This is a genomic window from Paenibacillus harenae DSM 16969 (assembly GCF_000422465.1).
Taxonomy (GTDB): Bacteria; Bacillota; Bacilli; order Paenibacillales; family Paenibacillaceae; genus Pristimantibacillus; species Pristimantibacillus harenae.
Genome location: NZ_AULV01000022.1, coordinates 23502 through 49420 on the forward strand (window position 1 = coordinate 23502; position 25919 = coordinate 49420).

General features: G+C 48.3%; 26 protein-coding genes and 1 other annotated feature. Of the genes, 1 reads left to right on the top strand and 25 read right to left on the bottom strand.

Features of this window, described 5'->3' with window-relative positions; genetic code table 11:
* Positions 1–5 precede the first annotated feature (5 nt).
* From rplW to rpsJ, 4 genes are read right to left on the bottom strand one after another with little or no spacing between them, the layout of a single operon-like run.
* Entirely contained in the window at positions 6–299 is a 294-nt protein-coding gene (rplW, locus tag H581_RS0108530; protein ID WP_028609652.1) for a 50S ribosomal protein L23, read from the bottom strand.
* The gene (gene rplD / locus H581_RS0108535) at positions 299–922 is read right to left on the bottom strand and encodes a 50S ribosomal protein L4 (RefSeq protein WP_028609653.1); all 624 of its coding nucleotides are present in this window, start codon (positions 920–922) and stop codon (positions 299–301) included. The genes rplW and rplD overlap by 1 nt, the downstream gene beginning before the upstream one ends.
* A gap of 28 nt (positions 923–950) precedes the next feature.
* Positions 951–1574 (bottom strand): 50S ribosomal protein L3, encoded by a 624-nt coding sequence (gene rplC / locus H581_RS0108540; RefSeq protein ID WP_028609654.1) that lies wholly within the window; start codon positions 1572–1574, stop codon positions 951–953.
* A 41-nt stretch (positions 1575–1615) separates the two neighbouring features.
* Positions 1616–1924, bottom strand: coding sequence for a 30S ribosomal protein S10 (gene rpsJ, locus H581_RS0108545; RefSeq protein WP_028609655.1), 309 nt, complete (start codon positions 1922–1924; stop codon positions 1616–1618).
* A gap of 709 nt (positions 1925–2633) precedes the next feature.
* Here rpsJ and H581_RS0108550 point away from each other — a divergent pair.
* On the top strand, positions 2634–3203 hold the full coding sequence (locus H581_RS0108550) for a histidine phosphatase family protein (protein ID WP_028609656.1): 570 nt from the start codon (positions 2634–2636) through the stop codon (positions 3201–3203).
* Positions 3204–3460: 257 nt separating this feature from the next.
* Here H581_RS0108550 and H581_RS0108555 read toward each other — a convergent pair whose 3' ends face one another.
* From H581_RS0108555 to rlmB, 21 genes are all read right to left on the bottom strand, one after another.
* Positions 3461–4255 (bottom strand): ABC transporter ATP-binding protein, encoded by a 795-nt coding sequence (locus H581_RS0108555; RefSeq protein ID WP_028609657.1) that lies wholly within the window; start codon positions 4253–4255, stop codon positions 3461–3463.
* Positions 4255–5166 (bottom strand): ABC transporter permease, encoded by a 912-nt coding sequence (locus tag H581_RS0108560; protein ID WP_028609658.1) that lies wholly within the window; start codon positions 5164–5166, stop codon positions 4255–4257. Before H581_RS0108560 ends, H581_RS0108555 begins: the two co-directional genes overlap by 1 nt.
* Positions 5167–5261: 95 nt before the next feature.
* Complete coding sequence (locus tag H581_RS0108565; RefSeq protein WP_028609659.1) at positions 5262–6305, bottom strand: ABC transporter substrate-binding protein; 1044 nt, start codon at positions 6303–6305, stop codon at positions 5262–5264.
* Positions 6306–6612: 307 nt separating this feature from the next.
* Positions 6613–7803, bottom strand: coding sequence for an elongation factor Tu (gene tuf, locus H581_RS0108570; protein ID WP_028609660.1), 1191 nt, complete (start codon positions 7801–7803; stop codon positions 6613–6615).
* 112 nt (positions 7804–7915) lie between these two features.
* Positions 7916–9991, bottom strand: coding sequence for an elongation factor G (gene fusA / locus H581_RS0108575; protein WP_028609661.1), 2076 nt, complete (start codon positions 9989–9991; stop codon positions 7916–7918).
* Positions 9992–10020: 29 nt separating this feature from the next.
* Positions 10021–10491, bottom strand: coding sequence for a 30S ribosomal protein S7 (gene rpsG, locus H581_RS0108580; RefSeq protein WP_028609662.1), 471 nt, complete (start codon positions 10489–10491; stop codon positions 10021–10023).
* A gap of 69 nt (positions 10492–10560) precedes the next feature.
* Positions 10561–10980 carry a 30S ribosomal protein S12 gene (gene rpsL, locus H581_RS0108585; RefSeq protein ID WP_028609663.1) on the bottom strand — a complete coding sequence of 140 codons (420 nt, stop codon included), beginning with the start codon at positions 10978–10980 and terminating at the stop codon, positions 10561–10563.
* Positions 10981–11135: 155 nt separating this feature from the next.
* Entirely contained in the window at positions 11136–11366 is a 231-nt protein-coding gene (locus H581_RS0108590) for a ribosomal L7Ae/L30e/S12e/Gadd45 family protein (protein WP_028609664.1), read from the bottom strand.
* 249 nt (positions 11367–11615) lie between these two features.
* Positions 11616–15242: a DNA-directed RNA polymerase subunit beta' gene (gene rpoC, locus H581_RS0108595; protein ID WP_028609665.1), complete on the bottom strand. Its 3627-nt coding sequence runs from the start codon at positions 15240–15242 to the stop codon at positions 11616–11618.
* A 92-nt stretch (positions 15243–15334) separates the two neighbouring features.
* Positions 15335–18898, bottom strand: coding sequence for a DNA-directed RNA polymerase subunit beta (gene rpoB / locus H581_RS0108600; RefSeq protein ID WP_084134508.1), 3564 nt, complete (start codon positions 18896–18898; stop codon positions 15335–15337).
* A 367-nt stretch (positions 18899–19265) separates the two neighbouring features.
* Entirely contained in the window at positions 19266–19865 is a 600-nt protein-coding gene (locus H581_RS0108605; protein ID WP_028609667.1) for a class I SAM-dependent methyltransferase, read from the bottom strand.
* Positions 19866–19993: 128 nt separating this feature from the next.
* Positions 19994–20353, bottom strand: coding sequence for a 50S ribosomal protein L7/L12 (rplL, locus tag H581_RS0108610; protein ID WP_028609668.1), 360 nt, complete (start codon positions 20351–20353; stop codon positions 19994–19996).
* A gap of 90 nt (positions 20354–20443) precedes the next feature.
* Complete coding sequence (gene rplJ / locus H581_RS0108615; RefSeq protein ID WP_028609669.1) at positions 20444–20941, bottom strand: 50S ribosomal protein L10; 498 nt, start codon at positions 20939–20941, stop codon at positions 20444–20446.
* Positions 20942–20997: 56 nt separating this feature from the next.
* Positions 20998–21161, bottom strand: a sequence feature (ribosomal protein L10 leader region).
* 12 nt (positions 21162–21173) lie between these two features.
* Positions 21174–21866 carry a 50S ribosomal protein L1 gene (rplA, locus tag H581_RS0108620; protein WP_028609670.1) on the bottom strand — a complete coding sequence of 231 codons (693 nt, stop codon included), beginning with the start codon at positions 21864–21866 and terminating at the stop codon, positions 21174–21176.
* A gap of 135 nt (positions 21867–22001) precedes the next feature.
* Entirely contained in the window at positions 22002–22427 is a 426-nt protein-coding gene (rplK, locus tag H581_RS0108625; RefSeq protein ID WP_028609671.1) for a 50S ribosomal protein L11, read from the bottom strand.
* A gap of 117 nt (positions 22428–22544) precedes the next feature.
* Complete coding sequence (gene nusG, locus H581_RS0108630; RefSeq protein WP_028609672.1) at positions 22545–23078, bottom strand: transcription termination/antitermination protein NusG; 534 nt, start codon at positions 23076–23078, stop codon at positions 22545–22547.
* A 24-nt stretch (positions 23079–23102) separates the two neighbouring features.
* Positions 23103–23312, bottom strand: coding sequence for a preprotein translocase subunit SecE (gene secE / locus H581_RS0108635; protein WP_028609673.1), 210 nt, complete (start codon positions 23310–23312; stop codon positions 23103–23105).
* A gap of 18 nt (positions 23313–23330) precedes the next feature.
* Complete coding sequence (gene rpmG / locus H581_RS0108640; RefSeq protein WP_028609674.1) at positions 23331–23480, bottom strand: 50S ribosomal protein L33; 150 nt, start codon at positions 23478–23480, stop codon at positions 23331–23333.
* A gap of 319 nt (positions 23481–23799) precedes the next feature.
* Positions 23800–24450, bottom strand: coding sequence for an RNA polymerase sporulation sigma factor SigH (gene sigH / locus H581_RS0108645; RefSeq protein ID WP_028609675.1), 651 nt, complete (start codon positions 24448–24450; stop codon positions 23800–23802).
* 171 nt (positions 24451–24621) lie between these two features.
* Positions 24622–25146, bottom strand: a complete 525-nt coding sequence (locus H581_RS0108650) for an NYN domain-containing protein (RefSeq protein WP_028609676.1) — start codon at positions 25144–25146, stop codon at positions 24622–24624.
* 2 nt (positions 25147–25148) lie between these two features.
* Positions 25149–25904 (bottom strand): 23S rRNA (guanosine(2251)-2'-O)-methyltransferase RlmB, encoded by a 756-nt coding sequence (rlmB, locus tag H581_RS0108655; RefSeq protein ID WP_028609677.1) that lies wholly within the window; start codon positions 25902–25904, stop codon positions 25149–25151.
* Positions 25905–25919 lie beyond the last annotated feature (15 nt).

Sequence of the window (25919 nt, forward strand, 5' to 3'; positions counted from 1 at the left end):
CTTTTCTAAACAGACGTTTCAAAGAACTCAAGTTCTTTGCTGTCAGCGCTCAATTGAACGATCGCTTTTTTCCAATCCGGTCTGTAGCCGCTATGTTTACCATAACGTTTCGGTTTACCCGCTACACGCATCGTGTTAACGCCGGTTACTTTTACTTTGAAAATTTGTTCAATTGCATCTTTGATTTCGGTTTTGTTCGAACGAATGTCTACTTCAAACACATAACGTTTGTTAGCCATGTAATCGCTCGTACGTTCCGTAATAACCGGGCGCTTGATAATATCGCGTGGATTTTTCATTACGCAAGCACCTCCTGTACTTTCTCTACTGCTTCTTTGGTAATAATAAGCTTGTCATGTACCAATACATCCAGAACATTAATGCCGTCAGCTGCGACGAACTTCACACCTGGAATGTTACGGGCGGACAATGCAACGTTATCTTCATAGTTAGCCGTTACGACAAGAGCCTTACGGTCAACTTTAAGGTTGTTTAGAATCGCTGCGAATTCTTTCGTCTTAGGAGCCGCGAAAGCCAGTTGATCAAGAACGATAATTTCGCTCGCGATAACTTTCGAAGACAATGCGGATTTGATCGCAAGACGACGAACTTTCTTAGGAAGCTTGAAACCGTACGAACGTGGAGTCGGTCCGAATACGGTACCGCCGCCAACCCACTGCGGGGAGCGAATGCTGCCTTGACGAGCACGGCCTGTGCCTTTTTGTTTCCAAGGCTTGCGACCGCCGCCGCGCACTTCAGAGCGTCCTTTTGTTTTGTGCGTACCCTGACGTTCAGCAGCTTGCTGAAGAACGACAGCGCTATGCAATACGTGAGAGTTTGGTTGAATACCGAAAACCGATTCAGCCAATTCCAGTTCACCAACTTGAGCTCCGCTCACGTTGAATACTGTTACTTTAGGCATTTCTTGTTCCTCCTTTCTTTAAGAGCAATTAGTTCTTAACTGTTTGCTTCACTTTAACGAATCCGTTTTTCGGACCTGGAATCGATCCTTTTACAAGAAGAACGTTACGTTCTGTATCTACACGGATAACTTCAAGCTTCTGAATCGTGATTGTTTCGTTACCCATATGACCTGGAAGGCGTTTGCCCTTCGGTACGCGGTTCGCTTGGATCGAGCCCATCGAACCCGGCCCGCGGTGGTAACGGGAACCGTGAGACATAGGTCCAGTGCTTTGTCCCCAACGTTTGATTACGCCGGCAAAGCCTTTACCTTTCGAAATACCAGTTACGTCAACGAATTCGCCAGCTGCAAAAAGATCAGCTTTCACTTCCTGGCCAACTTCATAATCACCCAGGTTGATTCCGCGAATCTCACGAACGTAGCGCTTAGGTGTTGTGTTAGCCTTTTTAGCGTGACCCGCTTCCGGCTTGTTCGATCTGCTTTCTTTCTTATCAGAGAAACCGAATTGAACGGCTTCATAGCCATCGTTCTCTTGATCTTTCTTCTGAAGCACTACGCAAGGTCCAGCTTCGATAACCGTTACTGGAACGACGTTACCTTCAGTGGTGAACACTTGAGTCATACCAAGTTTTTTCCCTAAGATACCTTTCATGTTGACACCTCATTCCCTTTCTATGATCGCATATGCTTCTATTACAGTTTGATTTCGATATCTACACCGGATGGTAAATCCAAGCGCATCAACGCATCAACCGTTTGCGGAGTCGGGTTTACAATGTCGATCAAACGCTTATGAGTGCGTTGTTCGAATTGCTCCCTGGAATCCTTGTACTTGTGTACCGCACGGAGAACGGTGATGATTTGCTTTTCCGTTGGCAACGGAATCGGCCCGGATACGCCTGCACCGGAACGTTTTGCAGTTTCAACGATTTTCTCTGCGGATTGATCAAGAATTCTGTGATCGTATGCTTTCAAGCGGATACGAATCTTTTGCTTTGCCATATAAGTCCCTCCTTCTATCGCCCAATTTATTATCGGACATACTCCGTGAGAAAAACCCTGGCACGAGCCCCATGGCAAAGGGGCCGGGTGTGTCGGCAACCTCTCACATCATCGCAACGTCAGACCAACAGTCAATATTATACCGAAATGAGTAGGCAAATGCAACAAGAATATTGAACGTAGTTGCATAAAAATCATTTTTTATGTGTTTATCGCTGCGCGGCGCTGTAATCGGTCTTCGGCATGCATTGAAACCATGAATTCTATTATTAGATTACAAGGTTAATTCACGGTTTCAAGAGCAGCACGTAAACTCTCAGACTCGATTACAGCTTTGCTTTCCTCAAACACAACAATTGCTTTCATACAAGCACGCTCAAGGAGAAAACAGCAAAGTGTGGACTTTTGTCGTCCACACTTATTTATAATGAAGGAATAACTTCATTGAATCTGTTTGTCTCCCGTAGCAAACTTGATTGACTCATTCGTTCTATTGCCGTATAACGCCCATTATGTCCGTTCTTCCGCTAATTTAGAATAAATCTGTAATTAGCCGAATGAATTGTCCTATATGATTATAAACAGCTGAGCATTTAAAAGACACCGCAAAATAATGCCAATTAACAAACAGAAGAAGGAACAGGAGAATTGCAGGTAATATCGAATGTAAAAGAACAACAAACAAAAAAGTCAACACAAGGGGGTTCATATGAAAACAACGATCTATATGGTAAGACATGCAGAGTCGCCTTTTGCGTTTGGCCAAGAGAGAGAACGGGGTCTTTCAGATGAAGGATTTGAAGATGCTAAGCGCGTTGCTGAGTTATTAAAAAATATTGATATTCATTATATGGCTTCCAGTCCATATAACAGAGCAAAGCAGACGATCCGCTTCTTGGCTGAAGCTAAAGCTTTGGACATCGTAGAGTATGAAGAGTTAATCGAACGGCCCATCAAAGGACTCGATTATAAAGCGCCGTGGGAGGAGTTGTACGAAGCCATTCGCAAATCCTCTATGGATAAGGATTATGCCCTGGAAGGCGGGGAAACAACCAGAATGGTTCAGCGAAGAGCAATTCCTATAATAGAGAAGCTCCTTAAAGAACAACAAGGAAAAAACATTGTTATTGGGACTCACGGTAATATTATGACCATCATTATGAATCATTACGATGACAAGTACGGATTCGATTTCTGGAACGGCACATCGAAGCCGGATATTTACAAGCTTGTATTTGATAAAAATAAGCTGGAGCACGTTGAACGTTTATGGGGTTAAAGAAAAATCACGCAACGAATCAAGACGTTGCGTGATTTATTTTATTATATAAGTTTGATGAAGACGGAACGGAGAGAAAAACGGGCAGCTGGAGAGTTTACGTCCTGCTTTTGAAGGCTCGTTCCAACCAATATTCCTAATTCCAAGGGAACAAGGCTTCAACGCAGGCGCAAGCGCCCGTATTTCTCGCAGTGAAGCTCATCATTAATTAGAAGCTTCAGCGCCCACTTTTCTAGCAGTAAATTCGAATATCAAACTCACCCCAGCACGATGCGGTCATCCGCCAGCTTCTTGCCGCTAATCCGCTCAAACTCGCCAAGCAGCTGCTCGACGGTAAGATCCTTTTTGCGCGATTCCGGTATGTCCAGAATGATTCGGCCTTTATCCATCATGATTAGACGGTTGCCAAGACGGATCGCTTGTTCCATGTTGTGCGTAACCATCAGTGTCGTCAGCTTCATTTCACGGACAATGCTATCCGTCAGGGTCGTGATGAGTTCGGCTCTCGCCGGATCAAGCGCTGCCGTATGCTCGTCAAGCAGCAGGATTTGCGGTCTTGTAAAGGTTGCCATCAGCAGGCTTAGCGCTTGTCTCTCTCCGCCAGACAATAAACCGACCTTTGCATTCAGACGGTTTTCCAGACCAATGCCCAAACGCTGCAGTTCTTTTCTAAAAATCTCACGTTTCGCACGCGTCACGCCAAAGGATAATCCGCGTGATTTGCCACGTGTGTATGCAATCGCCATATTTTCCTCAATTGTCATTCGCGGCGCCGTACCGGCCATCGGATCTTGAAATACACGTCCGATCCATCTGCTTCGTTTGAACTCGGTCAGCTCGCTGACATCTTTACCTTCAATGAATATCTTACCTGCATCGGATTTCATGACGCCTGAGATAATATTCATAAGGGTCGACTTGCCTGCGCCGTTGCTTCCAATCACGGTAACGAAGTCTCCCGGCTTAAGATGCAGGTTAGCATGCATGAGAGCGATCTTCTCGTCCACGGTTCCTGGATTAAACAATTTGGACACGCCATCGATCTTAAGCATTACCGTCCACCTCCGCCAGGCCGGCTGAGTCCCGATAGTACTTCCGCCGTTCGTTTTCTTGCACTCGTCTTCGTGTTAATCGCTCTCCGCACAGTCGGTATGACAAGCGCGCAAGTAATAATGACAGCCGTAATCAGCTTCATGTCTTGTGCCTCCATGCCGGGTACGCGAAGGGCAAGCGCATAAATAATACGGTAAATGATCGCGCCTAGTATGACGGCAAGTGTCGCTCTGAATATTGACTTCGAGCCGAATATCGCTTCACCGATAATAACCGAGGCTAGGCCGATTACAATCATCCCGATTCCCATGCTGTTATCTGCAAACTTCTGGTGATGCGCGATTAGTGCGCCCGAGCAAGCAACTAGGGCATTGGACAATGCGATACCAACGATCGTCGTCAAATCCGTATTGGAGCCGAAGCTGCGAATCATCCGATTATTGTCACCCGTAGCTCGCAGGCTTAGACCCAGATCCGTTCTGAAGAACTGATCAAGCAATATTTTAATAACAACAGCTAAAACAATGGCTATAACAATAACCGGGATTTGGTCGAACGCATTCATTTGGTTGCGCAAGGAAAGGTTCGGTTTCCCCATGATTCGCAGGTTAATGGAGTATAGCGCAATCATCATAATAATGCCCGAAAGCAGCCCATTGACCTTTCCTTTCGTATGAAGTAATCCCGTACATAACCCTGCAGCCGCCCCGCCCAGGAAAGCGCAAATAATCGCAATCCATGGCTGCGTGCCATTAATGGTCATGACCGTCGCGATCGCCGCTCCCGTCGTAAAGCTTCCGTCCACCGTCAAGTCTGGGAAATCCAAGATGCGGAACGTAATGTAGACGCCGAGCGCCATGAGTGCGTAAAGCAATCCCGATTCGACTGCCCCTTGCATCGATGCAAGCATAAAATGAAATCCTCCCTCATGAAAAGCAATGGGGTGGACCAGATTACCCGATCACCCCAAAAGCTGTTTACTAATTTTCGGTTGTATTCACGCCGTTATTCGATAATATTGTTCGTCGGATCTTGAACGTATGCCTTCATGGCGTCCGTAACCGTAATCCCTTGCTCGGCTGCCGCTTTGAGGTTGATAATAAAGTCGAGCTTCTGAGGAACCGTTACGTCCATCTCGCCTGGATTTTTACCATTTAGAATTTCAACAGCCATCTGTCCGGCCTCGTATCCATGGTCGAAATATTTGAAGCCGACCGTCGCGAACGCACCCTTCTCTACAGAATCGCGGTCTGCCGAGAAGAACGGGATGTCTTTCTCGTTCGCTACTTCGATAATGCTGTCCACGCCGCCGACAACCATGTTGTCGAGCGTAATGTAGATGGCATCGACGCGTCCGACCAATGATTGAGCCGCTGTTTGAATGTCAGAGCTGTTTGCTACCGGCGCTTTGACCAGCTCGATTTTATGTTTAGCCAGCGCTTCTTTGGCGATGCCGCTCATGACAACCGTATTCGCTTCACCTTCATTAATGACAAGTCCGACTTTCTTCACGTTAGGGAATTCCTTCGCAATAAAATCCATTGTCTTCACTATCGCTTCCGGGTTCGTGTCTGCCGCTCCCGTGACGTTGCCGCCCGGCGCTGTAAGCTGTGGTACGATGCCCGCATCAACCGGATCCGTTACGGCTGCGAATAATACAGGCTTGTCCTTAACTTCATCTACTAAACTTTGCGTTGTAGGCGTTGCAATGCCGAATGCCAAATCCGCATCTGAAGAAGCAATTTTTTGTGCGATCGTTTGCACGTTCGTCGGGTCACCTTGCGCATTATTGTAATCGACTTTCAAATTTTTGCCCTCTTCGAAACCTCCATCTTTCAATGCAGCAAGAAAGCCCTCACGAGTAGCATCTAGAGAAGGATGCTCGATGATCTGAGAAATCGCGATTGAATACGTCTTCTCAGCACCACCTTCCTTATTTGCAGCGTTTCCTTCATTATTTGATTCTGTTTTCCCCGTATTCGCACCGCAGGCTGCTGTTACAACCATGACGGAAGCAAGTGCAAGTCCTAACCAAAATTTTTTCTTCATCCTGGTAATCCCCTCTCCATTTCAAACCGATTTCAATACCTCTTTGCTCACCCGAACCTAAACGATCATAGCAAAGCTATACCGCTTCCTCGCATTAAAGCGTGTTAATAAACGACATGAGTTTACTTTAATCGAGCATGTACGACTTTTATTTACTATTACCTAATATTAAATGTGCCGGACGTATGACGTCAATCATTAGTTCGATGTAAAAATAAGTAAGAGAAACTTTAGACGATCTCTTAAAATTTAAAAAGCCCTCACCGAAGTGAGGGCTTAAATTCGCAGCGGCTAATGCCGCCTTGAATTATTTTTGGATTGTTGCTACAGCGCCGGCGCCTACTGTACGGCCGCCTTCACGGATGGAGAAACGAGTTCCTTCTTCAACCGCGATTGGTGCGATAAGCTCAACCGTTACAGTGATGTTGTCGCCAGGCATAACCATTTCAGTACCTTCTGGCAGGTTGATGATACCTGTTACGTCAGTTGTACGGAAGTAGAACTGTGGACGGTATCCAGTGAAGAAAGGCTTGTGACGGCCACCCTCTTCTTTAGTAAGAACGTAGATTTGAGCCGTGAAGTTCGTGTGCGGCTTAACCGAAGCCGGTTTAGCCAATACTTGACCACGCTCGATATCTTTACGGTCTACACCGCGAAGCAATGCGCCGATGTTGTCGCCCGCTTGTGCGGAATCCATCAATTTACGGAACATTTCTACGCCCGTAACAACGGATTTGCGAGTTTCTTCTGCCAGGCCAACGATTTCAATCTCATCGCCAACTTTAACCACACCACGGTCGATACGGCCAGTTGCAACTGTACCGCGGCCAGTGATTGTGAATACGTCCTCGACAGGCATAAGGAAAGGCTTAGCCGTGTCGCGCTCTGGAGTTGGGATATAAGTGTCAACTTGTTCGAACAGTTCAACGATTTTGTCAGCCCAAGGACCGTCTGGGTTAGCAAGTGCTTCACGAGCCGCGCCGCGGATGATTGGAGTGTCGTCGCCTGGGAACTCATACTCGGAAAGAAGATCGCGAACTTCCATTTCAACAAGCTCAAGAAGCTCTTCGTCTTCAACCATGTCGCATTTGTTCAGGAATACTACGATGTAAGGTACGCCAACTTGACGGGAAAGCAGGATATGCTCGCGCGTTTGTGGCATTGGGCCGTCGGAAGCGGATACTACAAGGATAGCTCCGTCCATTTGTGCAGCGCCAGTGATCATGTTTTTAACATAGTCGGCGTGACCCGGGCAGTCAACGTGTGCGTAGTGACGGTTAGGCGTCTCATACTCAACGTGAGCTGTCGAGATCGTGATACCGCGCTCGCGCTCTTCTGGAGCTTTATCGATTTGGTCGAATGCTACTGCTGCACCGCCGTATTTTTTGGAAAGTACAGTTGTGATCGCAGCTGTCAAAGTCGTTTTACCATGGTCGACGTGACCGATTGTACCGATATTAACGTGCGGTTTAGTACGTTCAAATTTAGCCTTAGCCATTGAACTTAATCCTCCTCATATACCATTTATTTTTTATGTGTGGGCCGGCACCTAGAGTGCAAGCATACCTGGTGGCGGCCGAAAACAAATTGTTACAGCAAGCGGGGCATTATTACTCGCCTTTGTGCTTAGCTATGATTTCTTCAGAAATCGACTTAGGAACTTCTTCATAGTGAGAAAGCTCCATCGAGAATACGCCGCGTCCTTGCGTACCGGAACGAAGTGTTGTGGAGTAGCCGAACATCTCGGAGAGAGGTACCTTAGCACGGATAATTTGCGCGCCTGCGCGAGTATCCATACCTTCAATACGACCGCGGCGGGAGTTCAGCATACCCATTACATCGCCCATGTACTCTTCAGGAACGGTAACTTCAACCTTCATGATTGGCTCGAGCAAGACAGGCTTACACTTGTCTTTAGCTGCTTTAAGCGCCAGGGAACCAGCGATCTTAAATGCCATCTCCGAGGAGTCAACGTCATGGTACGATCCGTCAACTACAGTTGCTTTCACGTCTACGAGCGGGAAGCCGGCGATAACGCCGTTCTTCATCGACTCTTCAATACCCGCTTGGATCGGAGCTATGAACTCACGCGGGATCGCGCCGCCGACAACCTTGCTTTCGAATACGAAACCTGCGCCTGGCTCTTGCGGGGTAAACTCAACCCAACAATGACCGAATTGACCTTTACCGCCGGATTGACGAACGAACTTACCTTCCACTTTCGCCGCTTGACGGAACGTTTCACGGTAAGCAACCTGCGGTTTACCAACGTTTGTCTCAACTTTGAATTCACGGAACATACGGTCAACGAGAATTTCAAGGTGAAGCTCACCCATTCCGGAAATGATCGTTTGATTCGTTTCTTCGTCCGTGTGTGCACGGAAAGTAGGATCTTCTTCAGCAAGCTTGGAGATTGCGATACCGAGTTTGTCTTGGTCAGCTTTCGTTTTTGGTTCGATCGCAACCGAGATAACCGGATCAGGGAAGTTCATCGATTCAAGAACGATAATGTTCTTCTCATCGCAAAGCGTGTCGCCTGTAATCGTGTCTTTAAGACCGACTGCGGCCGCGATATCGCCGGAGTAAACCTCGGAAATCTCTTGACGGCTGTTCGCGTGCATCTGAAGGATACGTCCGATACGTTCGCGTTTATTCTTCGTTGCATTAAGAACATACGAACCGGATTTCAGTATGCCAGAGTAGACACGGAAGAACGTCAGCTTACCGACATAAGGGTCTGTCATGATTTTGAACGCCAAAGCCGCAAACGGCTCTTCGTCGGAAGAATGACGCACGCCTTCTTCTCCGTCTTCGAGCGTACCTTTGATTGCCGGTACGTCAAGCGGGGAAGGAAGGTAGTCAACTACCGCATCCAACATCATTTGAACGCCTTTGTTACGATAAGAAGATCCAACGATAACCGGGAAGATTTTAACTTGGCAAACACCCGTACGGAGCGCTGCTTTAATTTCTGGAATAGTGATTTCTTCACCTTCCAGATATTTCATCGTTAATTCCTCATCCAGCTCGGCAACCTTCTCAATCAATTCCGTGCGAAGTTCTTCAACCTGGTCTGCATATTCTGCAGGAATTTCGATTTTCTCAGGGTCTTTTCCGAGATCATCCTTGTACTTATAAGCTACGCGTTCAACGATATCGATAACGCCTATGAAATCACTTTCAGCGCCAATCGGTATTTGGATCGCAACAGCATTAGCTTGCAGACGCTCACGCATGTCTTTGATAACATTCATGAAGTCTGCGCCAATAATGTCCATCTTATTGATGTAAGCGATCCGCGGAACGCCATAACGGTCAGCCTGACGCCATACAGTCTCAGACTGCGGCTCAACGCCTTCTTTCGCACTGAAAACGCCTACGGCCCCGTCCAATACGCGCAGGGAACGTTCAACTTCAACCGTGAAGTCAACGTGTCCCGGGGTGTCGATAATATTAATGCGGTGACCATTCCATTGAGCGGTTGTCGCGGCAGACGTAATCGTAATACCGCGCTCTTGTTCTTGCTCCATCCAGTCCATCGTCGCTGCACCTTCGTGCACCTCGCCGATTTTGTGAGTGCGGCCCGTATAGAACAGGATCCGTTCAGTGGTTGTGGTTTTACCGGCGTCAATATGCGCCATAATCCCGATATTACGCGTATTTTTCAAGGAGAACTCTCTTGACATAAAATTGTCTCCTCTCGAATGTAAAGATTCTACCAGCGGTAGTGAGCAAACGCTTTGTTTGCTTCAGCCATTTTGTGAGTATCTTCGCGCTTCTTAACAGCTGCGCCAGTGTTATTGGATGCATCTGTAATTTCTGCAGCTAAACGCTCTTCCATCGTTTTCTCACCGCGGTTACGTGAGTAGTTCACGAGCCAACGGAGACCAAGTGCCGTACGGCGCTCTGGTTTAACTTCGATTGGCACTTGATAGTTTGCACCGCCGACACGGCGTGCTTTAACCTCGAGAACCGGCATAATATTTTTCAAAGCTGCTTCAAAAACTTCCATCGGATCTTTACCCGTGCGTTCTTGAATCAATTTGAAAGCATCGTATAACAGTGTTTGCGCAACACCTCTTTTACCGTCAAGCATAATGCGGTTGATTAGGCGCGTTACCAGCTTGCTGTTATATAGCGGATCTGGAAGCACATCGCGTTTCGTTACAGGACCTTTGCGTGGCATGAGAAAGTCCCCCTTTCTTCTAATAGTCGCTAGTTCTAGCATTGCGATAACCCGAGAGGGTTATACGGTTTATTTTTTAACTTTCGGACGTTTCGTTCCGTATTTGGAACGGGCTTGATTACGGTTATTCACACCTGCAGTATCAAGTGCGCCGCGAACGATATGATAACGTACCCCTGGAAGGTCTTTTACCCGTCCGCCGCGAATCAATACGACGCTGTGCTCTTGCAGGTTATGACCGATACCCGGAATGTACGCCGTTACCTCTACACGGTTCGTCAAACGTACACGCGCATATTTACGAAGTGCGGAGTTCGGTTTCTTAGGAGTCATTGTACCTACACGAGTGCACACACCGCGTTTTTGAGGAGCGCTAATGTCAGTAGCCTCACGTTTCAGAGCGTTGAATCCCTTTTGCAATGCTGGCGATTTCGATTTTACTACTTTCGCTTCACGTCCTTTACGGACCAGCTGGTTAATTGTTGGCATGTTGCCACCCCCTTCCCCTATATCAATGTCTTTATTACGGTAGACATTTTACCTAATTTTAAGCCCACAGATCCAGGCGGTTCATAAAAGAACAAACAAAAGTTCTCGTCAGTCAATCATCGCTAAATAATCAACTAACAAAAACGGCCATTGCCTTATTCTTCTTCAGGTACGAGCGCTGCCATTGCGGCACCGATATCGATTCCGCAGGTTTCCCCAAGGACATCCTTCGTATCAAACCACTTAAATGGAACTCCTGCCCGCTCACATAGATGAACGACTTTCTCTTTCATCTGCGGATCTGCATCTCTCGCAACATAGACTTCAATCGCTCTATTCTGCTCGAGCATCTTCATTGTCTGCTTCGCGCCGACTTTGAATTGCATGATATCACCTTCATTCACTCTTAAAGCGATCACACAACTAGGCACACTTCGATATATTAACACCTAGGCTATGCTCATGTCAAGAAACTTTAAGCAGATTCATTTGCAAACATTTGGTTAAAATCCAGCGTTCAAATAACATGCGAAAGAGCGGACAGCAAACGCTCCAAAAGGAAGCGAATGCTGTATCGCTCTTCCGATGTTTATCCGTATCGGGTCTTAAACAGTACGTTGCTGCTGTTGAGCTCTCTATTCGATTGCTACAGCTTCCGTTTCCGTTTCAAGATCCGCAAGCTCGACAACCTCATCTTCAATGCCTGCAAAACGAATGTTGCGGTAACGCGGCATACCGGTACCGGCCGGTATCAGCTTACCGATAATAACATTTTCCTTGAGACCAAGCAACTGGTCAACTTTGCCTTTAATTGCGGCATCCGTTAATACGCGAGTTGTCTCTTGGAACGAGGCCGCCGACAAGAAGGAATCCGTCTCGAGAGAAGCTTTCGTAATACCGAGCAATACAGGTTTTGCAACAGCCGGCTCCGCGTCAGCGAAGATCGCTTCTCGATTTTGCGCTTCATATTCATGAATGTCCACGAAAGCGCCTGGAAGAAGCGAAGTACCGCCCGCGTCTACGATCCGGATCTTCCGGAGCATTTGTTTAATCATGACTTCAACGTGCTTGTCATTGATTTCAACCCCTTGGTTCCGGTAAACGCGCTGTACTTCCTGTAAAATATAGTTTTGAACGCCGCGGATCCCTTTGATGCGCAGCATATCTTTCGGGTCAATCGAACCGTCAGTCAGTTCATCGCCTGCTTCGATTTGCTGCCCCTCGGTTACGCGAATACGCGATCCGTAGGTAACGGCATAAACCTTCGACTCCGCTTCGCCTTGAACCTCAATCTCGCGACGGTCCTTCGCTTCACGGATTTCTTTGACAACGCCGTCAAGCTCGGAAATGATCGCTTGACCTTTCGGGTTACGCGCCTCAAACAACTCTTGAATACGCGGCAAACCTTGCGTAATGTCGTCTCCGGCAACGCCGCCTGTATGGAACGTACGCATCGTCAGCTGTGTTCCCGGTTCGCCGATCGATTGCGCTGCAATAATACCGACAGCTTCACCGATCTCGACGTGTTTGCCTGTTGCCAGGTTCCGGCCATAGCAGATTTTACATACGCCATGACGGGCACGGCAGCTCAGTACAGAACGTATTTGCAGCTTCTCGACGCCTGCTTCGATAATCGCATCCGCTTTATTCGAATCAATCAGCTCGCTGCGGTTAACGATAATTTCTCCCGTCTTCGGATGGCGGACAGTCTCGAACGCATAACGTCCTTCGATCCGGTCGTAAAGATCCTCGATAACCTCTTTACCGTCTTGAATCTTGCTGACGGAGAAGCCTTTATCCGTACCGCAATCGTCTTCGCGAACGATAACGTCCTGCGCAACGTCTACGAGACGGCGGGTCAAGTAACCGGAGTCGGCCGTACGAAGCGCCGTATCCGCCAAACCTTTCCGCGCGCCGTGCGTCGAGATAAAGTACTCAAGGACGGTGAGGCCTTCGCGGAAGTTCGATTTAATCGGCAACTCGATGATACGGCCGGACGGATTCGCCATCAGTCCTCGCATACCGCCAAGCTGCGTAATTTGCGATTTGTTACCCCGTGCTTTGGAGTCCACCATAAGCATGATGTTGTTGTAACGATCCATCGACTTCATCAGAACGTCGGTAATCTCGTCTTTACATTTACTCCAAATGCCGATAATCCGGTCATAGCGCTCTTCGTTCGTAATCAAACCGCGACGGTATTGATTCATAACGGTTGCGACCTTCTCGTCGGACTGCTTCATGATTTCCGCTTTTTCTTTCGGGATGATAACATCGGATACGCCGATCGTAATACCAGCCTTTGTCGAATAAGTGAAACCAAGCTGCTTAATGCGGTCAAGAATAACCGCCGTAAGCGTAGTGTGGTATTGACGGAAGCACTCTGCAATTACTAATGCGAGATAGTCTTTGCCTACCGCACCAGGCGTTTCGATCGCATCCATGAATTTCGGAAGGTCGGCGCCTTTTTCGTACACAAAATATTTATCCGGAGTACCGTGCAGCAGGTTCTTCTTGGTCGCTTCGTTGATATAAGGGAAATCCTCAGGGAAAATCTCGTTGAAGATAACCTTGCCAACCGTCGTGACCAGCAACGATTTCTGCTGCTGCTCCGTGAAGTTTGTTTTCTTCAGAACGCGAACAGGGATGAAGATTCTCGCATGCAGGGACACAATTCCGCGCTGGTAAGCCGAGATCGCTTCGTTTACGGTGCCGAATACGGAACCGCTGCCCTTCGATTCTTTATTATCCATCGTCAAGTAGAAGCTTCCGAGAACCATATCCTGAGACGGAGTAACTACCGGCTTACCGTCTTTCGGGTTCAAAATGTTGCCGGATGCCAGCATGAGCAATCGCGCTTCTGCTTGCGCTTCTGCAGACAACGGAACGTGAACGGCCATCTGGTCGCCGTCAAAGTCGGCGTTGTATGCCGTACATACGAGCGGATGAAGCTTAATGGCGCGACCCTCAACGAGAATCGGTTCAAATGCTTGAATTCCGAGACGGTGAAGCGTCGGAGCACGGTTCAGCAATACCGGGTGTTCCTTGATTACTTCCTCAAGAACATCCCATACCTCCGGACTTACGCGCTCAACCTTGCGCTTAGCGCTCTTAATGTTGTGCGCAAGACCTTTATTGACAAGCTCCTTCATGACGAACGGCTTGAACAGCTCAAGCGCCATTTCCTTAGGAAGGCCGCACTGGAACATTTTCAAATTCGGACCTACGACGATAACCGAACGACCGGAATAGTCAACCCGTTTACCAAGGAGGTTCTGACGGAAACGTCCTTGCTTACCTTTAAGCATATGGCTGAGCGATTTCAACGGACGGTTGCCGGGACCCGTAACCGGGCGGCCGCGACGGCCGTTATCGATCAACGCGTCAACCGCTTCCTGCAGCATCCGTTTCTCGTTTTGCACGATAATGTCGGGCGCGCCAAGATCCAGCAAACGCTTCAGACGGTTATTGCGGTTAATAACACGGCGATACAAATCATTAAGGTCAGACGTTGCAAAACGTCCGCCGTCAAGCTGTACCATCGGACGAAGCTCCGGAGGAATAACAGGAAGAACGTCAAGAATCATCCACTCCGGCTCGTTGCCGGAATTACGGAATGCTTCTACCACTTCAAGGCGTTTAATCGCACGATTGCGGCGTTGGCCTTGAGCCGTACGGAGTTCTTCCTTCAATTGCTCCAATTCTTTCTCGACATCGATGTCCTGGAGCAGCTTCTTAACCGCTTCGGCACCCATGCCCGCTTGGAATCCGTAGCCGTATTTCTCCCGGTAGCTGCGGTATTCCTTCTCGGACAACAGCTGCTTTTTCTCAAGAGGCGTATCACCTGGATCCGTTACGACATAGGATGCAAAGTAGATGATCTCCTCGAGCGAGCGAGGGGACATATCAAGTGCCAAGCCCATGCGGCTAGGAATACCTTTGAAATACCAAATGTGGGATACGGGAGCGGCAAGCTCAATATGTCCCATACGCTCGCGACGCACCTTCGCGCGGGTTACTTCTACTCCGCAGCGGTCGCATACAACGCCTTTGTAACGAACGCGTTTATATTTGCCGCAATGGCATTCCCAGTCTTTTGTAGGTCCAAAAATTTTCTCGCAGAAGAGTCCTTCCTTCTCCGGTTTTAAGGTCCTGTAGTTGATCGTCTCCGGCTTTTTCACTTCTCCGCGGGACCACGAGCGAATTTTATCCGGCGAAGCCAGACCGATTTTCATATACTCGAAGTTGTTCACGTCCAACAAGGAGCAACCCTCCTCCGTCATGTATGACTGTGTCTCTTAATAGCCGGATTCCGTCCAGAGCGCGTGACCATAGACGGAATCCATCATGCCTGTTATTCAGCGCCTGCTTCTGCGCCTTCTAAATTGAGGTTAAGCTTATCGCCGGTAGCCTCGTCTTCATCATCTATCTCTTTCATTTCGATCTCTTCTTCATTCTCGGTCAGGATCTTAACATCCATGCCTAAGCTTTGAAGCTCTTTGATCAAAACTTTGAACGATTCCGGAACGCCAGGCTCTGGAACGTTCTCGCCCTTGACGATCGATTCGTACGTTTTGACGCGTCCAACCACGTCATCGGACTTGACGGTCAAAATCTCTTGCAGCGTATAGGCAGCGCCATATGCTTCGAGCGCCCATACCTCCATCTCCCCGAAACGCTGTCCGCCGAACTGGGCTTTACCGCCGAGAGGCTGTTGCGTAACGAGAGAGTAAGGACCTGTTGAACGGGCATGGATCTTATCGTCGACCATGTGCGCCAGCTTGATCATATACATGACCCCGACGGTAACTTCACGTTCGAATGTTTCACCGGTCCGTCCATCGTACAGCACCGTTTTACCGTTACGCTGCATGCCGGCTTCTTCCATCGTATCGAAAACGTCATTCTCGCGCGCGCCGTCAAAAACCGGCGTCGCAGCATGAATGCCGAGATGCTTGCAGGCCATGCCTAAGTGTACCTCAAGCGCTTGACCGATGTTCATCCGCGACGGTACGCCGAGCGGATTAAGAACAACTTCTACAGGTGTGCCGTCCGGCAGGAACGGCATATCCTCTTCCGGCATGATGCGGGCAATAACCCCTTTGTTGCCGTGACGTCCGGCCATTTTATCGCCTTCGGAAATTTTCCGTTTTTGAGCGATATATGCACGAACCAATTGGTTAACGCCAGGCGGCAATTCATCGCCGTTCTCGCGAGTGAACACTTTCACGTCTACAACGATACCGTCCGTACCATGCGGTACGCGGAGCGATGTATCGCGAACTTCGCGAGCCTTCTCGCCGAAGATAGCGTGCAGCAATCTTTCTTCCGCAGTAAGCTCGGTTACGCCCTTTGGAGTAACTTTGCCTACCAGAATGTCGCCGGCGCCAATCTCGGCACCAACGCGGATAATACCGCGCTCGTCAAGATTGCGCAGCGCTTCCTCGCCGACATTCGGAATATCGCGTGTGATTTCTTCCGGTCCAAGCTTCGTATCACGAGCTTCGGACTCATATTCTTCAATATGGATCGATGTGTAGACATCTTCCTTAACAAGCTTCTCGCTAAGCAGAATGGCATCCTCGTAGTTGTAACCTTCCCACGTCATGAAGGCAACGACAACGTTGCGTCCAAGAGCCAATTCTCCCATTTCCGTGGAAGGACCGTCTGCAAGAATGTCGCCTTTTTTAATGACATCGCCTCTGCGTACAAGCGGCCGCTGATTAATACACGTTCCTTGATTAGAGCGCATAAACTTATGAAGCTTATGCTTCACGAGGTCGCCTGTAACCGGTTTTCCGTCAATTTGCTCAACGCGGCGAAGCCATATTTCGTTCGCGGAGGCACGTTCAATAACTCCGTCGAATTTGGATACAATACATACACCGGAGTCTTTCGCAGCTTTATGTTCCATCCCCGTACCGACAAATGGAGCCTTCGGAATAAGAAGAGGCACCGCTTGCCGCTGCATGTTCGATCCCATAAGCGCACGGTTGGAGTCATCGTTCTCCAGAAACGGAATTAACGCCGTTGCAACCGATACAACCTGCTTAGGCGATACGTCCATATAATCAACGCGATCGCTTGGCATCGTCAGGATGTTATCCGCTTGTTTATTGTAACGAACAATCGTGTTCGTTTCTGTAAATGTACTATCCGGATTCAGCTTCGCATTCGCTTGCGCAATAACGTAGTTATCTTCTTCATCCGCTGTCATGTAAGAAATTTGTTCCGTAACGATACCCGTCTTAGGGTCGACCCAACGATACGGGGCCTCAATAAAGCCGTATTCGTTAATTCGGGCGAATGAAGACAAGGAGTTGATCAAACCGATGTTCGGTCCTTCCGGCGTCTCGATCGGACACATCCGCCCATAGTGGGAGTGATGGACGTCACGGACTTCGAAGCCCGCGCGTTCCCGCGTCAAACCGCCAGGTCCGAGTGCGGATAAACGACGCTTATGCGTCAATTCAGCAAGCGGATTCGTTTGGTCCATGAACTGGGAAAGCTGCGAGGAGCCGAAAAACTCCTTAATCGATGCAATAACCGGACGAATGTTAATCAACGCTTGCGGCGTAATTGCATTCGCGTCTTGAATGGACATTCTCTCGCGCACAACGCGCTCCATACGAGACAGACCGATACGGAATTGGTTCTGAAGCAGCTCGCCTACCGAGCGCAGACGACGGTTGCCCAAGTGATCGATATCGTCTGTGCTGCCAACACCGTGGAGCAGGTTAATAAAGTAGTTAATGGAAGCAATAATATCCGCCGGCGTAATATGCTTAACGGATTTGTCGATATTGCCGTTCGCAATAACTTTGATCACCTTGCCTTCATCATAAGGCGAGAATACACTGATCGTTTGCAGTGGAATACTATCAGCATCCAAGACGCCGTTTGCTACATGATACGTTTTGAAGCCTACGTCCTTCTCAAGCTTTTCCAAAATTTCATCAAGCAAGCGGCGGTCAATCATCTGCCCCGATTCCGCGATAATTTCGCCGGTAGTCGGGTCAATCAAATTCTCCGCAAGCCGCTGATTGAACAAACGGTTTTTGATATGGAGCTTTTTGTTTATTTTGTAACGGCCTACATTGGCCAGGTCATAGCGTTTCGGATCAAAGAAGCGAGCAACCAGCAAGCTCTTCGCGTTATCCAAGGTCGGCGGCTCGCCCGGACGAAGGCGCTCGTAAATTTCGATCAGCGCTTTCTCGGTTGAATCCGTGTTATCCTTGTCTAGCGTATTGCGAATATACTCATCGTGGCCCAGCAGTTCTAGAATTTCTGCGTCTGTTCCGAAGCCAAGCGAACGCAAAAGCACCGTTACCGGTATTTTCCGGGTCCGGTCAATACGAACGTAAATGATGTCTTTGGCATCTGTTTCAAGCTCCAGCCATGCGCCGCGGTTAGGGATAACCGTTGCGGTGTAGTTCTTCTTCCCGTTCTTATCGACCTTCGTGCTGAAGTATACACTTGGGGATCGAACCAATTGGCTTACTATGACACGTTCGGCTCCGTTAATAATAAACGTGCCCGTTTCTGTCATAAGCGGGAAATCACCCATGAAAACTTCTTGTTCCTTTACCTCGCCGGTCTCCTTATTAAAAAGTCGTACCTTCACGCGTAAAGGAGCTGCATACGTCACGTCGCGCTCTTTTGATTCATCGACCGAATATTTCGGTTCGCCTAAGCTATAGTCGATAAACTCAAGCGATAGATTGCCCGTAAAGTCCGAAATCGGAGAAATATCCTGGAACAACTCAATCAAGTCGCTGTCCAAAAACTTCTCATACGATTTTTGTTGGATTTCAATCAGGTTCGGGACTTCCAGCACCTCGTTGATCCTGGCGTAGCTTCTTCGTGCGCGCCGACCATACTGAACAAGTTGTCCTGCCAACTTAACCTCACCCCTCATGTCTGTATCACAGCACCGATACTTACTGCGTCACCATAGTCGGAACCAGCCGCCTATATTGTCAAATAAAGAAAAGCCCTTATCGAATAGTTCGAAAAAAGAGCAAGTTCCGGCAGTTAACCGATCGCAGCGCGGACGCGATAGTCTCATATCAAGTAATTTTGCCCAAAACGTAAACATTATACGTCAAATGTATTTATTTTATGCATTCCGCGCTCTAAAATCACACTTGACATTTTAGTTAACTAAAGAGATTGAGCCCAATTTAATGCTGACATTTTATAATATTACCATATCTAAAAAGTCAAGTCAATAAATTTAACTCTGTTTTCAAAGGAAATTTCAAAACAGCTTTTGAGATATTCGACTAACCTTTTACAGCCCGAAAAATCCGGTAGCCTTTATCCTTCGTAACTTCCTCAACTTCTCCGAACAAAGCCTCCAGCTTCGCTTCGGCAGAAGGAGCGCCCTGTTTCTTCTGAATGACGATCCACATGCTGCCGCCTTCCTCCAACAACTGATAGCCCTCTTCGAAAATCTGATGTACAACCGACTTGCCTGCTCGAATCGGCGGATTGGTTAAAATCGTTTGGAAACGCATCTCCTTAACCGCTTCATACACATCGCTCTGCAAAATGTTCACATTGGCAATGCCGTTTAACTTCGCATTTTCGCGTGAAAGCTCGACAGCCCGCTCGTTGATGTCGATCATCGTCACTTGGCCTTGAGGCGCAAGCTTCGCCGCCGTCAATCCGATCGGCCCGTATCCGCAGCCGACGTCCAATACCTTCGCATCAGCCTTAAGCTCTAACGCATCTATCAAAACCCGGCTTCCATAATCGATACCCGACTTCGAAAAAACGCCGGCATCCGTCACAAATCTGAAAGGAAAACCTCGCAGAGACACTTCATGAACTTGACGATTATGCTTCACGTCCGGACTCTGGGAGTAATAATGATCCGACATAATCCATCCCTCCCGCCAAATGTTGGTCGTAAACATACAACGAACCCCTTGAAACCTGACGGTTCAAGGGGCTCGTCAGCCGAATCACCGCATAAGCGGGTATTCTGCTGTATGATATTCAAGCGATATTACTTAACTTCTACGGAAGCGCCAGCTTCAGTAAGTTTAGCTGCAACTGCTTCAGCTTCTTCTTTAGCCACTTTTTCTTTGATTGCTTTAGGAGCGCTGTCAACCAGGTCTTTCGCTTCTTTCAGGCCAAGACCTGTAATTTCGCGAACAACTTTGATTACGTTGATTTTGGAAGCGCCAGCGCTGTTAAGGATTACGTCGAATTCGGATTGCTCGGCTTCAACAGCTACAGCTGCGCCGCCAACAGCAACTGGTGCTGCAGCTGTTACGCCGAATTCTTCTTCAATTGCTTTTACAAGATCGTTCAGTTCAAGAACGGTCATAACTTTAATGGCTTCTAAGATTTGCTCTTTAGACATGGTTATACCTCCGAAGGTTTGGTTTATTTTTTTGGTTATGATTATATGGCCGGCTTAAGCCGGGCCGCGTTCACACGGGCGTACCCGTCATTAAGCTTCTTTTTGTTCACCGACTGCTTTAACTGCAAGCGCGAAATTGCGCATTGGAGCTTGCAATACGCTGAGGAGCATAGAAAGCAAACCTTCGCGGGACGGAAGTTCCGCAAGTGCTTTAACTTCTTCCATGCTTACGACTTTACCTTCAACAACGCCGCCTTTAAGTTTCAAAGCATCGTTTTTCTTAGCGAAATCGTTCAAAATTTTTGCAGCGACAACTGCATCGTCTTTGCTGAATGCAACAGCGGTAGGACCTGTCAAAATGTTGTTCAATTCAACATAATCCGTACCTTCAGTCGCACGGCGAACCAAAGAGTTCTTCAAAACTTGGAAGTCAACGCCCGCTTCACGAAGCTGCTTCCGAAGCTCAGTAACTTGGGCAACGTTCAATCCGCGATAGTCAGCAACAACCGTGCTGGAGCTTTCCGCGATTTTAGCAGCGATAACCGCTACTGCCTGTTGTTTTTCTTGGATGATATTAGCGTTAGCCAAACTGTACACCTCCCGTAATAGTATACATTCCGTTAATACGACGGGCTTTCCACGCCTCGATGCATGAGAAAGGCCTTCGCGGACAAAGCGAAGGCCATGATGTCGTTATCGCGCATCAACCAAATGGTCGAATATTGCTTACAAACGTTTTATCATAACACCTCGGTAGGAAATTAAGCCTAGCGGCACCTACTGTCTACGGTATGCGTATTCGAATGTTAGTTCCGGTTTCTTAACGGTAAACCGCTGTGGAGACACGAGCGCCAGGGCCCATTGTCGAAGAAACGGAAATGTTTCTCAGGTAAATCCCTTTAGCTGCAGCCGGTTTTGCCCGGTTCAGCGCGTCAACCAATGCTTTGAGGTTCTCGTTCAGCTTCTCGGCATCGAACGAAACTTTTCCGATTGGAGCGTGGATTTGGCCTGCTTTGTCAAGACGGTACTCGATCTTACCGGCTTTGATTTCTTGAACGGCTTTCGCAACGTCAAACGTTACGGTACCGGCTTTCGGGTTAGGCATCAAGCCCTTACCGCCGAGGATCCGTCCAAGCTTACCAACTTCAGCCATCATGTCCGGCGTTGCTACGCAGACGTCGAATTCAAACCAGCCTTGTTGGATTTTGTTGATCATATCAGCATCGCCGACATAGTCAGCGCCTGCCGCTTCCGCTTCTTTCACCTTTTCGCCTTTTGCGAAAACGAGAACGCGTTTTGTTTTGCCAGTACCATGCGGAAGTACGACTACGCCGCGAACCGCTTGGTCTTGTTTACGAGGGTCTACACCCAAACGAACTGCCGCTTCAACGGATTCGTCGAATTTAGCTGTCGCAGCCTTCTTTACAAGCTCGATCGCTTCCAAAGGCTCGTATGTCGCTTCGCTGTCAATCAGCTTAGCAGCTTCCAGATATTTCTTGCCGTGTTTAGCCATTTGTTTTCTTCCTCCTTATGTGGTTATAGCGGAAAATCCTCCAAAGGGATGATCCTCCCACCCGCAAAGCCATCGCTTTGCAAAGCGAACTGCCATTCGGCAGTTTACGCAATCGTCCGGAAGGACGAAGCGTCATTAGTCGACGATCGTTACGCCCATGCTGCGAGCTGTACCTTCTACCATACGCATTGCCGCTTCAACGGAAGCCGCGTTCAGATCCGGCATTTTTTGCTCAGCGATTTCGCGAACTTTGTCACGTTTTACAGTAGCGACCTTCTTCTTGTTCGGTTCGCCCGAACCCTTCTCGATACCTGCTGCTACGCGGAGCAATACTGCTGCCGGCGGCGTTTTTGTTTCGAATGTGAAGGAGCGGTCTTCGAATACTGTGATAACAACTGGAATAATCAAGCCTGCTTGATCCGCAGTACGAGCGTTAAATTCCTTACAGAATGCCATGATGTTAACGCCTGCTTGACCTAGTGCCGGACCGATTGGGGGCGCTGGGTTCGCTTTGCCTGCAGGAACTTGCAATTTGACCATCTTGATAACCTTTTTTGCCATGCTTGACACCTCCTTACTTGGTAATCCGCGCGTATACAGCATATACCGCCGATAGGGGCAATGCTACTACGCGATAAAGCTTTCACCGGAATGATCCGTTGAATCTGGAAACCGATATTAGATCTTCTCCACCTGAGTGTAATCCAGCTCAAGCGGGGTTTCCCTGCCAAACATGTTCACATGAACCTTCAGCTTCGCTTTGTCCAGCAAAATTTCTTCTACCGAACCTACGAAATCAGCAAATGGACCTACTTTGACGCGAACAGTCTCCTTCAGCTCGAACTCGATCTTCGGCTTCGGCTCTTCCATGCCCATGTGTTTCAAAATCTGTTCCACTTCATCCGGCAATAGAGGAGTCGGTTTAGAACCCGATCCAGTCGATCCTACAAACCCTGTTACGCCCGGCGTATTCCGAACAACGTACCATGAATCGTCAGTTTGAACCATTTCCACAAGAACATAACCGGGGTAGACCTTACGCTGGACGGTCTTCTTCTTCCCGTCCTTCTCTACCACTTCATCTTCCATCGGAACAAGGACGCGGAAAATCTTATCTTCCATGCCCATCGATTCAACACGGCGCTCCAAATTGGCCTTCACCTTGTTCTCATATCCGGAGTAAGTATGCACGACGTACCATCTTTTTTCCATCACAAACCCACCTTTGGTCCCTTCTTAAACAATGAGTTCAACCAGAGACGAGATCCCGATGTCAAGAAGCCAGAAGTAAATCGTTACAAACGTGATCGTAAGCAATACTACGATCGAGTAGCTTGTCAACTCTTTACGGCTTGGCCAGCGAACCTTCTTCAGTTCCGCCCAGCTGTCGGCAAAAAAACTAAACGTCGTACCAAAGCTCTGCTTTAGTTTAGCCAAAAATGCCACAGTCACACCTCCATTTGACTATCTCGTCTCGCGATGAGGAGTCTGCTCGTTACAGAACTTGCAAAACTTCTTCAACTCGATGCGGTCGGGGTGATTGCGTTTGTTCTTGGTGCTCGCATAGTTTCTCTGTTTGCAGTTTGTGCATGCCAACGTGATAATTACCCGCATTGAATTACACCTCCCGAACTGCTACAAAATACGAATCATGAAGCTCTATGATGAAGTTCATTGATTCCAACGCCAATACGAAAAAAAACCTCGAATTCAGGCCTACCTAAACACTTTATCATAGTGCATTTTTGATGTCAATGTAAAAGATAGGAGCAAACGCATGCGAAAAATTGGCAACAAATACGACATCGGGCTCGTTTCTCTCAGTATAGTCTAGTTTCGCTCTTTTAAAACAAAAAAGAGCCGTTTATTCCATTCCGCAAACCGCCGGATGGAAGACAGCCCTACTTTTAGGTTGAAGCCATTATTCGTGCGGTTATCCGCCAATATCTCTAACTTCCAAATAACGCTCAAGCTTGCGCTTTACGCGCTGCAGCGCATTATCTATGGATTTCACATGCCTGTTCAAGTCCACAGCAATTTCCTGGTAGGATCTTCCGTCCAGATAAAGCATGAGCACCTTCCGCTCCAGATCGCTTAATATCTCGGACATCTTATCTTCCAGGCCGACGAATTCTTCTTGATTAATAATAAGCTCCTCAGGGTCGGATACCCTCGTGCCGCAAATGACGTCCAGCAGCGTGCGGTCCGAATCTTCATCATAAATGGGCTTATCTAAGGAAACGTAGGAATTAAGCGGGATGTGCTTTTGACGCGTAGCTGTCTTGATGGCCGTAATAATCTGCCTGGTTATGCACAATTCGGCAAAGGCTTTGAAGCTTGCGAGCTTGTCCCCTTTGAAATCGCGAATGGCTTTGTAGAGACCGATCATGCCCTCCTGAACTATATCCTCACGATCCGCACCGATAAGAAAATATGAACGCGCTTTGGCTCTCACGAAATTCTTATACTTATTTATTAAATACTCCAGCGCTATGCTGTCGCCATTGCGGACCGCTTCGACGATTTCCTCGTCCGTACTGCTGTCATACTCAAGCGTACTCCATTCTTTGAGGTCGATGCTCACGAACTATCCCTCCGGCCTGCAAGGCGTACACCGCTAGATTATAGATTCTTAACGTTCAAGAAACATAGAGCCAGTATACATTATGTAACCTTGCACCGTCAACCGATCGAGCACCCGAATACTATCGATTATATAGTAAAATTGTAACTTTGTGGGATCCGCTGCGCTTCATTATTTCTCGCCGCGCCTTAGACGCTCAAGCTGGCTGCGCACCTCCAGACTAATGATCCCGTCGACCGGATTTCGTTTTCCCGGCTTATCTTCGCGCAGCGTTTTCTCAATGTTTTTGCGGTTTTGCCCAATGTCGATCAACAGCTCGCGGGCGGAAACACGAAGCGCGCCCTTGCCGAACGCTACATGCTGTTCCACCAAATCGGAGGTCGCGACATAGATATTTCTGCGTCTGACAAATAATTCCGAGCAGAGGCGCTCGATACATTCATCAGCCGTCTCCTTTTCTTTCGTATATACGATGGTGAGCTTGTGGCGCCGGTACGTCTTCCCAAGTCCCGGCACCTGATGCGCGTCAAATATGACGTATACCTTCATCCCGGTATATCCCTGGTAATCAGCCATCATATCGAGCAGCTTGTCCCTTGCATCCTCCAGATCATGCTCCTTCAGCTTCTCAAGCACCGGCCAAGCGCCGATCATGTTATACCCGTCGACTAACAAAATATCGTCGCGCCGGTTCATCCTTACATACTCCGGCGCTGCCGGACAACTTCATACATCAGTACGCCGGCGGCAACGGATGCGTTAAGCGAATTTAATTGGCCAAGCATAGGCAGCTTAACGAGAAAATCGCATTTTTCTTTAATCAGCCTGCCCATTCCTTTGCTCTCATTTCCAATAACGATGGCGAGAGGCATATCGAATTTCATCTTATATACATCTTGCGAGGCGGATACATCGGTGCCGGCCACCCATACGCCCGCTTCCTTAAGCTTATCGATCGTTTGCGCCAAATTGGTCACCCGCGCGACAGGCACATGCTCCGCTGCGCCAGCCGACGTCTTCAGCACCGTAGCGGTCAGGCCGGCCGAACGGCGCTTCGGAATAATCACGCCGTGCACGCCCGTGCATTCCGCCGTCCGCAAGATGGAACCGAGGTTATGAGGATCCTCAATCTCATCCAGCAGCAGGATAAACGGCGTTTCGCCGAGCTTGCCGGCCCGGTCAAGAAGCTCCTCCACTTCAACATAGGCAAAAGCGGCCGCCTGAGCGACAACGCCTTGATGCGTAACGCCGGGGGCCAAGCTGTCCAGCTTTCTTTTGTCAACGAATTGGACAACGATACTGTTTTTCTTTGCTTCCGCAACAATCGGCTGCGTCAAGCTTTTCTGGGCGCCGTCGGCAATCCATATTTTATTCAATTCACGACCGGAACGCAGCGCTTCGAGCACGGGATGCTTTCCGGCGATGATTTCCTCCTGATTCGTTTCCTCGGTCATTGGTTTTCCTCCTAT

Bases quoted from the DNA above. Each gene is read 5' to 3' on its own strand.
- nusG (WP_028609672.1), bottom strand. From the start codon at position 23,078: ATGGAAAAAAGATGGTACGTCGTGCATACTTACTCCGGATATGAGAAC.
- rpsJ (WP_028609655.1), bottom strand. From the start codon at position 1,924: ATGGCAAAGCAAAAGATTCGTATCCGCTTGAAAGCATACGATCACAGA.
- H581_RS0108560 (WP_028609658.1), bottom strand. From the start codon at position 5,166: ATGCTTGCATCGATGCAAGGGGCAGTCGAATCGGGATTGCTTTACGCA.
- rplA (WP_028609670.1), bottom strand. From the start codon at position 21,866: ATGGCTAAACACGGCAAGAAATATCTGGAAGCTGCTAAGCTGATTGAC.
- rplW (WP_028609652.1), bottom strand. From the start codon at position 299: ATGAAAAATCCACGCGATATTATCAAGCGCCCGGTTATTACGGAACGT.
- rlmB (WP_028609677.1), bottom strand. From the start codon at position 25,904: ATGACCGAGGAAACGAATCAGGAGGAAATCATCGCCGGAAAGCATCCC.
- rplD (WP_028609653.1), bottom strand. From the start codon at position 922: ATGCCTAAAGTAACAGTATTCAACGTGAGCGGAGCTCAAGTTGGTGAA.
- H581_RS0108550 (WP_028609656.1), top strand. From the start codon at position 2,634: ATGAAAACAACGATCTATATGGTAAGACATGCAGAGTCGCCTTTTGCG.
- H581_RS0108590 (WP_028609664.1), bottom strand. From the start codon at position 11,366: ATGCAATTCAAAGTCGGCGCGAAGCAGACAATGAAGATGCTCGAGCAG.
- rplK (WP_028609671.1), bottom strand. From the start codon at position 22,427: ATGGCAAAAAAGGTTATCAAGATGGTCAAATTGCAAGTTCCTGCAGGC.
- rpoB (WP_084134508.1), bottom strand. From the start codon at position 18,898: ATGAGGGGTGAGGTTAAGTTGGCAGGACAACTTGTTCAGTATGGTCGG.
- tuf (WP_028609660.1), bottom strand. From the start codon at position 7,803: ATGGCTAAGGCTAAATTTGAACGTACTAAACCGCACGTTAATATCGGT.
- H581_RS0108650 (WP_028609676.1), bottom strand. From the start codon at position 25,146: ATGAACCGGCGCGACGATATTTTGTTAGTCGACGGGTATAACATGATC.
- rpsL (WP_028609663.1), bottom strand. From the start codon at position 10,980: ATGCCAACAATTAACCAGCTGGTCCGTAAAGGACGTGAAGCGAAAGTA.
- rpsG (WP_028609662.1), bottom strand. From the start codon at position 10,491: ATGCCACGCAAAGGTCCTGTAACGAAACGCGATGTGCTTCCAGATCCG.
- fusA (WP_028609661.1), bottom strand. From the start codon at position 9,991: ATGTCAAGAGAGTTCTCCTTGAAAAATACGCGTAATATCGGGATTATG.
- rplL (WP_028609668.1), bottom strand. From the start codon at position 20,353: ATGTCTAAAGAGCAAATCTTAGAAGCCATTAAAGTTATGACCGTTCTT.
- H581_RS0108555 (WP_028609657.1), bottom strand. From the start codon at position 4,255: ATGCTTAAGATCGATGGCGTGTCCAAATTGTTTAATCCAGGAACCGTG.
- H581_RS0108565 (WP_028609659.1), bottom strand. From the start codon at position 6,305: ATGAAGAAAAAATTTTGGTTAGGACTTGCACTTGCTTCCGTCATGGTT.
- rplC (WP_028609654.1), bottom strand. From the start codon at position 1,574: ATGAAAGGTATCTTAGGGAAAAAACTTGGTATGACTCAAGTGTTCACC.
- H581_RS0108605 (WP_028609667.1), bottom strand. From the start codon at position 19,865: ATGTCGGATCATTATTACTCCCAGAGTCCGGACGTGAAGCATAATCGT.
- rpmG (WP_028609674.1), bottom strand. From the start codon at position 23,480: ATGCGGGTAATTATCACGTTGGCATGCACAAACTGCAAACAGAGAAAC.